The 12,409-nt window shown below is 38.1% G+C and carries 15 protein-coding genes; 10 read left to right on the top strand and 5 right to left on the bottom strand.

The window, feature by feature from the left end:
* Positions 1–182: 182 nt before the first annotated feature.
* From AC4IFT_RS19285 to AC4IFT_RS19265, 5 genes are all read left to right on the top strand, one after another.
* On the top strand, positions 183–845 hold the full coding sequence (locus AC4IFT_RS19285; protein ID WP_490752319.1) for an alanyl-tRNA editing protein: 663 nt from the start codon (positions 183–185) through the stop codon (positions 843–845).
* Between the two features lie 219 nt (positions 846–1,064).
* Positions 1,065–1,634, top strand: coding sequence for a TetR/AcrR family transcriptional regulator (locus AC4IFT_RS19280; RefSeq protein ID WP_490737281.1), 570 nt, complete (start codon positions 1,065–1,067; stop codon positions 1,632–1,634).
* A gap of 105 nt (positions 1,635–1,739) precedes the next feature.
* On the top strand, positions 1,740–2,672 hold the full coding sequence (locus AC4IFT_RS19275) for an SDR family NAD(P)-dependent oxidoreductase (RefSeq protein ID WP_490737279.1): 933 nt from the start codon (positions 1,740–1,742) through the stop codon (positions 2,670–2,672).
* Positions 2,673–2,836: 164 nt separating this feature from the next.
* Positions 2,837–3,274 carry a hypothetical protein gene (locus tag AC4IFT_RS19270; RefSeq protein WP_490752317.1) on the top strand — a complete coding sequence of 146 codons (438 nt, stop codon included), beginning with the start codon at positions 2,837–2,839 and terminating at the stop codon, positions 3,272–3,274.
* Positions 3,238–3,912: an MBL fold metallo-hydrolase gene (locus AC4IFT_RS19265; RefSeq protein WP_490752316.1), complete on the top strand. Its 675-nt coding sequence runs from the start codon at positions 3,238–3,240 to the stop codon at positions 3,910–3,912. The genes AC4IFT_RS19270 and AC4IFT_RS19265 overlap by 37 nt, the downstream gene beginning before the upstream one ends.
* Positions 3,913–3,944: 32 nt before the next feature.
* On the opposite strand, the gene AC4IFT_RS19260 is transcribed toward AC4IFT_RS19265, so the two are convergent.
* The gene (locus AC4IFT_RS19260; RefSeq protein ID WP_490737275.1) at positions 3,945–4,844 is read right to left on the bottom strand and encodes a LysR family transcriptional regulator; all 900 of its coding nucleotides are present in this window, start codon (positions 4,842–4,844) and stop codon (positions 3,945–3,947) included.
* 111 nt (positions 4,845–4,955) lie between these two features.
* Here AC4IFT_RS19260 and AC4IFT_RS19255 point away from each other — a divergent pair, with 111 nt between their 5' ends.
* From AC4IFT_RS19255 to AC4IFT_RS19245, 3 genes are all read left to right on the top strand, one after another.
* A complete protein-coding gene (locus AC4IFT_RS19255) occupies positions 4,956–5,279 on the top strand; it encodes a hypothetical protein (protein WP_490752314.1) in 324 nt (107 codons plus the stop codon).
* Complete coding sequence (locus AC4IFT_RS19250; RefSeq protein ID WP_490752312.1) at positions 5,279–6,061, top strand: SDR family oxidoreductase; 783 nt, start codon at positions 5,279–5,281, stop codon at positions 6,059–6,061. Before AC4IFT_RS19255 ends, AC4IFT_RS19250 begins: the two co-directional genes overlap by 1 nt.
* 293 nt (positions 6,062–6,354) lie before the next feature.
* Entirely contained in the window at positions 6,355–7,446 is a 1,092-nt protein-coding gene (locus tag AC4IFT_RS19245; protein WP_490737269.1) for a porin, read from the top strand.
* A gap of 60 nt (positions 7,447–7,506) precedes the next feature.
* On the opposite strand, the gene AC4IFT_RS19240 is transcribed toward AC4IFT_RS19245, so the two are convergent.
* Positions 7,507–8,079 (bottom strand): hypothetical protein, encoded by a 573-nt coding sequence (locus tag AC4IFT_RS19240; protein ID WP_490737267.1) that lies wholly within the window; start codon positions 8,077–8,079, stop codon positions 7,507–7,509.
* A 260-nt stretch (positions 8,080–8,339) separates the two neighbouring features.
* Positions 8,340–9,074 carry a DsbA family protein gene (locus AC4IFT_RS19235; RefSeq protein WP_490752310.1) on the bottom strand — a complete coding sequence of 245 codons (735 nt, stop codon included), beginning with the start codon at positions 9,072–9,074 and terminating at the stop codon, positions 8,340–8,342.
* A 225-nt stretch (positions 9,075–9,299) separates the two neighbouring features.
* On the opposite strand from AC4IFT_RS19235, the gene AC4IFT_RS19230 reads away from it, so the two are divergent.
* Positions 9,300–9,800, top strand: coding sequence for a DUF2938 domain-containing protein (locus tag AC4IFT_RS19230; protein WP_490752308.1), 501 nt, complete (start codon positions 9,300–9,302; stop codon positions 9,798–9,800).
* 235 nt (positions 9,801–10,035) lie between these two features.
* A complete protein-coding gene (locus AC4IFT_RS19225) occupies positions 10,036–10,500 on the top strand; it encodes a MarR family winged helix-turn-helix transcriptional regulator (protein WP_219247909.1) in 465 nt (154 codons plus the stop codon).
* Between the two features lie 45 nt (positions 10,501–10,545).
* Here AC4IFT_RS19225 and AC4IFT_RS19220 read toward each other — a convergent pair whose 3' ends face one another.
* Positions 10,546–12,159, bottom strand: coding sequence for an AMP-binding protein (locus AC4IFT_RS19220; RefSeq protein ID WP_490752307.1), 1,614 nt, complete (start codon positions 12,157–12,159; stop codon positions 10,546–10,548).
* A gap of 29 nt (positions 12,160–12,188) precedes the next feature.
* On the bottom strand, positions 12,189–12,409 hold a 221-nt coding region (locus AC4IFT_RS19215), incomplete at its 5' end, for an aspartate racemase/maleate isomerase family protein (RefSeq protein ID WP_490752305.1).

The raw sequence follows: 12,409 nt of genomic DNA, 5'->3' as shown, positions 1-12,409 counted from the left end.
CGCCTCTGGGGAAAGGCAGTCAAAAATAATGGTAGTGTTGTTAGTGCGATACTGAGTTCAAATTCTAGACAATTTTCTTGAGATTCATTACATTGAATTAGCTTAGTTTTTCGTGACCTATTTGTATTCATGGGTCTGAATCATGTTCAATGCCCTTTCCTCAAAGAAGCAAGAGTAATACGATGACAACTAAAACTTTTTGGCTAGATCCCTATGCAACATCACATACCACACAAGTTAAAAATGTCGTTGGCAATGACATTGAATTAAATTCAACAATTTTCTTCGCTTTTTCTGGCGGACAAGAAAGTGATGAAGGCTCTATAGGTGGTTACCCTGTGATTGCGGCTAAAAAAACAGCATTAAGTATTACCTATACACTACCAGAAGGCCATCAGCTAGAAGTTGGGCAATCGGTAGAAGTGCTGATTAATGGAGAACGACGTCAACGTCTTATGCGTCTTCATTTTGCGGCAGAGCTTGTGCTTGAACTGTTTTATAAAACATACGGAGACATCACAAAAATTGGTGCGCATATTAGCCAAGACAAGTCTCGAATTGATTTTTTCTGGCCAGAAAGTATCACAAATATCCTTCCTGATTTAGCATTAAAGGCCAATGAAATTATACTTGAAGATCATCAAATTCAGACAGGGTTTGATGATGAACCTAATGAACGTAGATACTGGAAAATTGAAGGGTTTTCAAAAGTCCCTTGTGGCGGTACACACGTCAAATCTACCGCGGAGATTGGTACCATTCGGTTAAAGAGAGTGAATATTGGCAAAGGAAAAGAACGAGTAGAAATCTATCTTGATGATACAACAGCTAAGATTAGCTGCTGAACACTTTACATAATCCCGACAAAGAGATTTATAAAAAATCTCTTTAAATAAAGCGTTTAACAATGAAATACCATATGCGGTTAAAACGACTTCCTCTATTCTTAATAAACTACACAAGCCCCCTTTCGCAAAATTAATACACAAAGTTATTGCACAAATCTCAGCTAAGAATATAATTGAGTGATTAGTCAGTCATTAACTATTTTCTTTGGAGGCTCTATGGCTCGCCCACTGAGTACACAAAAACAGCTGGCATTGATCGATGCTACGATAGACATACTTGCTGAAAATGGTTTATCAGCAACCACGGCCAGTATTGCAAAAAAAGCTAAAGTCGCTGTTGGCACCCTTTTCACTTACTTCCCGACTAAGGAACAACTCTTTAATGAGGTTTATCTCATTTTAAAAAATGATATGGCAGATTTGTTAGTTGCTGATTATCCAAGAGAATCAGATATTCATGCTCAAATTAAGCATGTTTGGTTAGGATATACCCAATGGTCTCTAAAAAATCCGAATGGAAAGCGAGTCCTTAGGTTACTTTCAGTCTCCGAGTTACTCACCTCAGATACCTTATCAAAAACACCTGAAACCCTCGTTTTAGTTGATCAAATGTTTACTCAGGCGATTCAAGATAACTTACTCATTTCAAATGAAAAAGATTTTATTTATAACCTTTTTCAAAATATCTCAGATGCCACAAGCGAACAGATTGAGAAACAACCTGATCGTAAAGATGCATTACTAGAACTCGGCTATGAAATTATGTGGAAAGCAATTTCAGCATAGAACTTATATTTAATATTTTTTAATTAATCGCAATTTGGCTGGCAATAAATATATTGCCATCTCTTTTGCTCGACCTTTTTTTGCCTTTAAATAAGGAACTCACTCATGAGAATTAAAACACAGTTTGGTTTCAATAGCTGCGCAGACGAAGTTATTCATGGTATCGATTTAACGGGTAAAAATGCGATTGTCACAGGGGCAGCTTCGGGTATTGGCTTTGAAACAGCTCGAACTTTGGCAAATAATGGTGCATCAGTTACCTTGGCGGTTAGAAATATTGATGCAGGAAAACAAGCTGCATTAGAAATTGTAAAATCAACGGGTAATGAAAATATTCATGTTGCCTATCTTGATTTAGCAAATAAAGATTCTATTCGTGATTTCACATCAACATGGTCAGACCCTTTACACATTCTGATTAATAATGCAGGCGTAATGGCAATGCCAGAAACACGGACTGAAGAAGGTTGGGAAGCTCAGTTTGCCATTAATTATATTGGTCATTTCTTGTTAACTAATGGATTATATCTTGCGCTAAAAAAAGCAAACGGCGCACGAGTTGTTGTAGTGAGTTCTTCCGCACATCACTTCAGCCCTGTTATATTTGATGATATTCATTACCATATCCGCCCCTATGATCCTTGGAGTGCTTATGGTCAATCTAAGACAGCCTTAATTTTATTTGCTGTAGAAGCGACCCGTCGCTGGGCAAAAGACAATATATTGACTAATGCGGTGATGCCTGGCGCGATTAAATCTAATTTGCAACGCTACTCAGGTGAGTTACCCGTTCCTGAACATCTTTGGAAAACCCCACAGCAAGGGGCCGCAACCTCAGTTCTCGTTGCAACCTTGCCAACCTTAGAGAATATTGGTGGGCGTTATTTTGCTGATTGTAATGAAGCTGAGCTAATCACTCACACTAGCGGTGATAGGATGACTGAATTTTCCGTAGTAGCTGGCTGGGCATTGGATGCAAATAATGCTCAGCGATTATGGGAAACAACGCAAGCGTTATTAGCGCCGTCTAATATCTAACGTAAATTCTCATAAATTTAAAAAATTCTTATTTGAATTTAACTATTAATTAATCATGCTATGGGTCAATAAAATAGGCGTAAATATCGCTTACTAGCTACTGCTACGTCTATTTTTTGGCTTTAGAAATACAGTTTAATCATATGATATTGAAGAATAAAACTATGTTCATATTTATTGTTGGTTTATTAATTGTGCTTGCTATTGGGTGCACAGTTTTTTCTCGCACCTTCCCTCAATACATTGCAAGCCCTAATTATAATCAGGACAAAAAAGGATTTGTTAATCCTCAACAATTACGTAGTGTCACCATCAGTGATGGTGCTACTGGCTTATTTAAAATGCTTGGTGGAGAAAGCCAATATAAACCTAAAATAAAGTTTCCAATGCACAAACCAGAATGGCCATTATTTCTCAAGGATGATGGCACAAATCGTTTTATATGGTTCGGTCATTCGGCATTATTAATGCGAGTTAATCAACAAACTATTGCTGTTGACCCCGTTATTGGCGCTTCAGTATCACCACTCGTTATTAATATGCGTCGCTTTCAAGCCCTGCTGCCGTGGTTGAAGAATGGCCGCAAACAGATATCGTTTTAATCTCACATAATCATTATGACCACTTTGAAGAGGATACATTGCGTAAGCTTGGGCAGCAAAATGCACGCTTTATTGTTCCCCTTGGTTTAGGTGAATATCTCAAACCTCTTGATATTAACGAAAGGAATATCATAGAGTTAGATTGGTGGCAAACCGCTACTGTCGATGAAAACCACTACACCTTAGTGCCCGCCCTTCATAACTCTGGACGCAGTTTGACAGACAGCAATAAAAGTTTTTGGGGGGGATATATTATTCAAGATCCCAACGAGACCATTTATTACAGCGGAGATACTGCTTATGGCCCGCATTTCTCAGAGATTGCTAAAAAATTTCCTAATATAAGCATTGCGTTTATCGAAAATGGCCAATATGACAAGCGTTGGCCGGATGATCACATGTTCCCCAATTTAACAGCTCAAGCTGCATTTGATATTAATGCGCAGCGCATTGTGCCAGTCCACTGGGGAGCTTATGCTATGGCATTTCATCCATGGAATGAATCAGTGAGTGAGAGCATACCGATTATGCGGGATAAGGGCCTGAATCCACTCACGCCATATCAAGGTCAAGTATTTGACATTAAAACACAAAGCTCTGAGTGGTATTTAGAGAGCGAGCAAAATTTTGGAAAATAACAACTTCAATCAATTGATTGGCTGAAGTTTTCCTAACTATTATTGTATATTTCCCGAGCCATTGCTAAAAATGCGTTTATACCCGCTGACGGGTTTTTTCGGTTAGTATAATAGAGGGATAGACCTTCTCCAGCGGGTAACCAATCTTGTAAAACAGGAATGAGTTGCCCATTTTCTATTTCAGCGACAACATGTTTCTGCATAAAATATGCAAAGCCCATATTTTCTAATACCGCTATTTTAGCAGTATTAACCTCATCTACCGTAATCTGCCCCACCACATCAATTTGTGTAACGTCATTATTTTTTGCAAATTTCCATTTAAAAATAGAACCATCAGGTAGCCTAACACAGACACATTTGTGCTTCAAAAGGTCAACGGGAAGCCGCGGCTTACCATTTTGCTCAATGTACTGAGGTGTTGCGACAACGACGCTTTGAAGTTGTTGAGTCAATGGAACGGCTATCATATCTGAAGGGATCAGATGATGCGCTCGAATACCGAAATCAAATCCCTTTGCTGCAATGTCAATGAGTTTATCGTCAGTGACGAAATCAATCTGCATTTCAGGATAACGTTTAAGGAATTGAATCACTAAAGGGGAAAAGATTTCAGTTGCCGCAAATGAAGCCGAATTTATACGAATGATACCTGCGGGCCTTTCTCTTTGTGAACACACAACGTCTAGTGCATCCTGAATATCATTTAGTGCGGGTCCAACCTGAGAAACAAACAATAGCCCAGCTTCAGTCAAAGAAACACTGCGGGTCGTTCGATTAAATAAACGTACTCCCATTGATTCCTCTAATTTATTGATAGCATGACTTAATGCCGTTGATGACATATTCAGTTCTATTGCAGCAGCACGGAAGGATTTGTGTTTTGCAATTGCGATGACAGCTCGAAGGTCGTTTAGATTGGCTTTATTCATAATCCCGATTTTTTCATTAAAGCATCCCACATTATGTGGATTGTTACATCAATCGTCAATCTATACCATTTACTTATCTCACCCAACTAAGCATTAAAGCAGGACGATAAATTGAAACTACCTTTGCAAATTCAAACATATTTTAATACAGACAAAACAAATGATGTGGCGGCATTAGCTAATATTTTTACTGAAACATCCTATGTTGAAGATGAAGGACAGCAATACCACGGGATTGAAGAGATCCAATCTTGGTGGACAACAACAAAAGCGCAATATCAACACCAGTTAGAATTTGTTGCCATCATAAGCACAGAGAACAATATCAATAAAACTCGCGTTAAAGTCACGAGTACCCTTGCACCTCCCCCCATTATATTAACATTCGAATTTACTGTTAATGAAAGCTACATCACTAAGCTAAGGATTTATTAATGGAAAATTTTATTTCATTTAAAAATAAACGCGTCTTGATCACGTCGGGTACTAAAGGTGCGGGAGCTGCATGCGTTAAGTTATTTCATGAGCTTGGGGCAAAAGTTTTAACCACAGCTCGAAACCAACCTGATAATTTACCGAAAGATATTTTATTTGTAGTAGCTGATCTTTCAACTGCTGAAGGTTGTGACATCGTCGCTAACGAAGTCAATAAATTATTTGGCGGAATTGATATTATTGTTCATATGTTAGGTGGTTCTAATGCGCCAGCAGGCGGGTTCCAAGTGCTACATGATAAAGAGTGGGTTAAGGAATTAAACTTAAATCTATTCCCTGCTATTCGACTAGATAGGCAATTGCTCCCTGCGATGATTAAACAAGGTGAAGGTGTTATTGTGCATGTCACATCGATTCAACGTGCAATTCCACTCCCTGAATCAACTACAGCGTATGCCGCTGCAAAAGCCGCATTAACGGTATACAGTAAAAGTTTGTCAAAAGAAGTATCGCCTAAAGGGATTCGAGTCGTTCAAGTTGCACCGGGGTGGATTGAAACAGAGGCTTCAATCGCATTTATTGAACGTATCGCGGATAATGCAAAAACAGATTATGCAGGCGGCAAAAAAATAATTATGGACTCACTCGGTGGGATCCCTCTGGGCAGGCCGGCGACCCCTTTAGAGGTAGCAAATTTAATCGCCTTTGTTTCATCATCACGTGCTGCATCAATCACAGGAACAGAGTTTGTGATTGATGGTGGAACTATTCCGACTGTTTAGTCCTATTCAAAACGGTATGTTTAAAGGCATACCGTTAAAGTTTGTACTTTCCAACACAATATCCAAGCACACACAGCTTTTAATTCTCTAAATAGGCCTATTTTATCATCTTGATAACACACTCATTATTAAGGTTAAAGTAGCATTTCATGCTCTATTGATATCTGAATGTCATTTTTTTTTACGAATTAAGGTTTGCTTAAAGTGTTTTTTACGGTTGATAATACCCCTGCGTAACTTATTTGCGTATTGATGATGTATTTCTATTAACATATTTTATGGGATTATCTCCAATGTACTTAAATAAATTAGCCGTATTTAGCACGGCATTAGTTGTGTCAACAACAGCCTATAGTGCTGAAGTTTATAACCACCAAGGCAACAAAATGGATGTTTACGGGCAAATTGATGTCCGTCATCATATTGCCAAGTCTAAAAGTGGTGAAGATGGCGATGACTCAAGAGTCCGTTTAGGCTTAAAAGGTGATACACAAATTACAGACCAGCTTATTGGTTTTGGCCGTTTTGAGTGGGAAACTGCGACGAATGAGTCTGAAAGTGCTAACAATAACCAAAACCGCTTAGCCTATGCAGGCCTGAAGTTAGGGGACTTTGGTTCCCTTGATTATGGTCGTAACTATGGTGTTATTTATGATACTAACGCATGGACTGATGTTCTGCCTTTATGGGGCGCGGATACGATGGATCAAGAAGATACGTTCATGACCAGCCGTAACCGTAACCTACTGACTTATCGTAATAACAATGGGTTTGGTTATATTGAAGGGTTAAACTTTGCACTTCAATATCAAGGCAAAAATGGCGACCAAAACTTATCTTCCAGCAATGATGTTTTGGATAATAATGGTGATGGTTATGGATTCTCAGCGGCCTATGAATTAGGTTACGGCGTCACGTTTGGTGGGGGTTATTCAAATTCAAAACGTACATCGAGCCAAAACAATATAGCGACTGGCGCAACCGGTAAACGTGCTGAAGCTTGGAATATTGGCAGTAAATTGGAGCTTGATGAATTTTATTTAGCTGCAATGTACGGCCAAGCTTTAAATACCACAAGATTTGGTTCTGATGATGAATCGGTTGCCAATAAAACAGAAAACTTAGAAGTTGTTGCACTATATTCTTTTGATTTTGGACTTACCCCATCCATTGGGTACAACCAATCTAAAGGTAAAAACTTAGGCACAAATGGTAATAAAGATTTAGTGAAATACATTGCGGTTGGTGCAGCGTATGACTTTAATAACAATATGACAGCGGTGATCGATTATAAAATCAACCTACTTAATGAAAATGGTTTCACACGTGATTATGGCATTAATACTGACAACGTATTAGGTTTAGGTTTGGTTTACCAATTCTAATGAAGTAAAAGATAGGATTAATCAATTTAGTCCTATCTTTTCGATTAATTTTAATTAGGGCTAACTTTTATATTTTTTATAGAAGTCGTTGCCACACATGGTCTTGGTGAATTCTTCGCTAACAGTCGCAATGGATACAGGTTTGTCTTTCGCGACATAAATAAAATCTTTTCTTATTTTATCTTCATCTTTTACTTCAGCAACTTTTCCATTAATAATTCTATCGGAGTCATAATTCACGCAATAACCGATAATATTAGATGATTTTTTATCTTTTACGGCTACCACTTCATTATATTTAAATTGATAACCTTGGTTAGACTCTGCTAATTCTTGTTTAGATTTTGAGCTAAAGGCAAATGGACTCGCGACACGATTAATCGCGTCAGGGTATTCTTTATCCATTTTTTTGCTAACAAATTGCTGGTCAGCCGTGGTTGATTTAGCATAAACAACCCCCTGCTGTGTTGCCTTGATGCTATATGCTTCCCAATCTTCCGATTCTTTAACAAATGGCATAGCGCCATCAAGTATGTTAGCAAACTTGCCCCATGCATCATTGTTAGAACTGCAACCCGTAATTAATAGAGCTGAACCACTTAGTATACTGAGTAAAAGAGTCGTTTTTTTCATTTCTTTTCCTAATATGGAATATCATAAACAATGAAAACTCTAAATAAGAGTAAAACCAAAGTATATGTAGAAAATAAAATATATTCAAATTTTTAAATATGCTACAAATAAACAGGTCTATGTGTATTTACTTATTTATTTTAATTAAAAATTAATTATATAAGTTTATTCTTAAATTTTATTTTTATATTTTAATAAAAAACCCCTATTTAAAAAATAAGGATAAATAAACAATCAATATTGGGATGATTTACTTGTTGTTAATTCGTTTTACCGCTAATTAACGGCATAACGTTCTCTCGAATCAATTTTTCGACATATTCCGCTGGAAGATAACCACTCATGAAGGGATGTAACTGGCCATTAAATTCAAAACACACTGTTGGAAATGACCTGATGCCCCATTGGCGACAAAGTGTAAATTGTTTAGTTGTCTCTGATTTTGTCTGCGGGTCATTAAAGACTCTTTCAAATTCGCTAAAGTCGATTGAATATTTTTCGCATAAATCCTGATAGAACAAAATTTCTTTTGGATCTCCACCGAGTACATAAAACTTATATTGGATAGCTTTGAAAAAGCGATAAAGTTCTTCATGCTTTAAAAAATAACGTGCGGCATTAACAGCTCTACAGGCCGGTTCAGTGTCATATTCAAAATGTGCTCGCTCAAGTAATTTATGGGTGAATGGCTGCCCTGTTCGCTGTGCGACATGATCCCACTCATTCCTTAAAAATTGACGGAAGCTCGCATTCCATTCGTCGCCGCCTCCTGCCCTTAGCCCGCCTGTAATAATATTAAAATTAAAATTAAGTTTCTTACATAACCTTTCGAGTTCGGAAAACGTTTCAGAACCGCCCCAGCACCAAGAACACATGGGGTCACCAATATAGTAAAAAGACACTGTTGCAGATGTGCTTTCAAGCGGTGAAACTTGAGGTTGATCCGCGGGCAGATCTCCGATTTGGCAAATACCTTTTTCTTTATCACAGTTCATATTCATATCCTTTTGACTTTAGCTGGTTATAATATCACCAACTAAAGGTAGTGACACTTAGTAGAAAGCCTATTATGACTAAGTTATACGAATTTTCGCACAATTGGCCTATCTTCTTATTAATAAATTGAAAGCACCTTTGCACCCTTGCTTTACTTTGTTTTCGCTATATTAACGTATCTCTATCACCCTATTAGACGTGTAACTTAACACTAAAGGGGAAAAATGACGTTATCTACATTATCTTTAATCATAATACTTGGCGTGGGCTCAACCATTGTCATGGATCTATGGGCACTACTTCTTAGGTTTTTCGGTCAGCAAACATTAAATTTTTCAATGGTTGGTCGCTGGGTTGGCCACATGGCTCATGGTCAATTTATACACCGTCCTTCCGTTGCTCAAAGTAAAAAAATCCCCGCAGAAAATGCATTGGGCTGGGTTGTGCACTATGCTATTGGCGTTGTTTTTGCTTTTATTTTTATCGTTATGTGTGGCGAAAGTTGGTTTCTTGCACCGACATTTTTGCCTGCTTTAATTTGGGGCATTATCACGGTTGTGGCTCCCTATTTCTTTATGCAACCCTGTATGGGAGCAGGTATCGCCGCGAGCAAAACCCCTAATCCGAACAAAGCCCGTTTAATGAGTTTGCTATCACACGGTGCATTTGGTCTTGGGATTTATTTTACTGGGTTGATTTTATTGCCATTTCTTGCTTACTTTTAATCTTTCCTATTGAGTTAGCAGTTTGATATTTTCATTCTGCTAACAAGCTCTTTTTCGCTTCATAAAATATGTCTTAATCTTTACTCTTTATTTTATTTTATTTATTAATGGTATAAGTGATGTCATTAATTTAATATTAGATTCCCAATGGCGTTATTTATTGGCATAATAGCGAGATGACTAAATAATAAACAAGCACTGCAATTAACCTGCGTATTATCGAGAGTAAAAAACGATGGATGAAAACAAAAAAAATATCAGGCTATGGTTATATTTATTATCCACAGTAAAAATTATCGAATCCGAATTACAGCTACGCATGCGCAATAACTTTAATAGCTCATTATCTCGGTTTGATATTTTATCGCAATTAGAACGCAATCCTGAAGGTATCCGCATGGGTCTACTTTCTGAGTTGATTATCGTGACCGCTGGGAACATTACAGGCCTTGCAACGCGTCTTGAGAAAGATGGGCTAATTGTTCGTCTCCCTGACCCTGATGATCGCCGCGCTAGCATTATTAAAATAACGCAAACAGGCTTAGACTTATTTTATGAAATGAAAACTCAGCATCAAGCATGGATTAATGAATTGTTGGCTGGTATTAAATCGGAAGATAAAGAAATTTTAAGCAGTTTATTATCCAGCACCAAGTCAAAAGTAAATGACATTGTTCATCAACATCCTATTTTGAAATAAGGTTTAGCCGAAATAATCTATTTAGGATTATTTCGGCTTCGGTATTTATTCGAGTAATTTAAAGCGTTGAAGTTTACCTGTTGAAGTTTTAGGTAACTCATCGACAAATTTTACTGCCCTTGGATATTTATAAGGTGCAATTTTAGACTTCACATAATCTTGTAGCTCTTTAACTAAGCTATCTTCTGGTATTATCCAGTCATTTAATACAATAAATGCACTGGCAATTTTACCTCTCGCTTCATCAGGAACCCCAATAACGACACATTCCTTTACTGCCGGATGAGTCAATAATACGGACTCTAACTCAGTTCCAGAAATATTGTACCCCGAGCTTACAATAATGCCGTCTGATCTATCTGAGAAATAGAAAAAACCATCCTCATCTTGTTTGAAAATATCCCCCGTAATATTCCACCCTTGTCGAACATAGTTTTTCTGTCTTTCATCGGCTAAATAACGGCAACCGGTTGGCCCTTTTACAGCTAACCAGCCTGGTTCACCATATGGCACTTCATCCATATTATTATCAACAATTTTAACTTGATAGCCATCTAATACCCGCCCTGTTGAGGCTCGACGATGGTTATCAATACTGTTGGAAATAAAAATATGTAGCATTTCCGTGCAGCCAATCCCGTCCAAAATGGGGATCTGCGTTTTATTAATCCATGCATCATAAAGTACACCATGCAATGTTTCCCCTGCGGAAACGGCAACCCTTAATGAGGCTAATACATTTGGGTCTTTAATTTCATCAATCATCACTTTGTAGGCCGTTGGAACAGTAAAGCAAATGGTGACTTTATATTTTTCAATATATTCCAAGAACTGAATTGGTGTAAGTGGCCCCATTAATATTGACGTTGCACCAAAACGTAATGGAAAAATGGCTAAGCCCCCTAACCCGAAAGTAAAAGCAAGTGGCGATGCCCCCAAGATAATATCTTTGCTGTTTATCTTAAGGGTATTTTTTGCATAGTGATCGGCTATCGCTAAGATATCGCGATGAAAATGCATTGTGGCTTTAGGTTCCCCCGTAGAACCCGAGGTAAAACCTAATAAAGCAACGTCATCACGCCCTGTAAGTACTGCCTGAAAATTCACAGATTTTGTTTCAGCCGCTTGGTTTAATTCACCGATATTTTCTGCGCTACCATCAAAAGGAATAATGGTTTTTAGAAATTGACTCTCTTTTTGGCAATTTTCAATTTCATTCAATAAGCGCTTTTCACACAGGGAAAAATAAACTTCTGCTTTATTCACGACTTTACTGAGTTCAAGGCTTCGCAGCATAGGGTCGGTATTGATAACAACTGCACCCGCTTTGGTCGCGGCAAGCCAACATGCAACCATCATCGGGCTATTGGCAGAACGGATCAAAATGCGATTGCCCGGCATGACACCATAATCTTCAATCAGGCTTTGGGCGATTTGGTTTGTTAATTCAGTGAGTTTTTTATAGGTGAATTGATAATTATCACCAATCAATGCAAGTTTATCGCCATACCCTTGTTCAACCATTTTATCGGTTAATTCAACCGCAGCATTGATATATTCAGGGTATTCATTTCCTTCCAATAAAAACGTTGGCCACAAGGTTTGCGGTGGTAAATTATCACGTGTAAAGGTATCAATATGAACGGTTGAACCTAGCATTTTCAGTACCTCATGAATAAAATATTAGTTTAGTACTTCCCTGAGAGTAACGACCCAAACCCGTCAACACGTGTCTCTAAGCCCAGTTTTTTCAACATCATGTAAGTTGTCGCTACCGAAGAAGACAACACTGGCAAGCCCACGCGGTTTTCAATCAATTGCACCGAGGGTAATGACGGCATTTGTACACAGGCCGATGCCACAATCGCATCCACATTGGTGTTCAGCCGCTTGGTGATTTCCACTGGCG

This window comes from Providencia sp. UF-183 (genome assembly GCF_058246155.1).
Note: the sequence above shows the minus strand (reverse complement) of the source record. Positions and strands in the feature narration are given on the sequence as shown.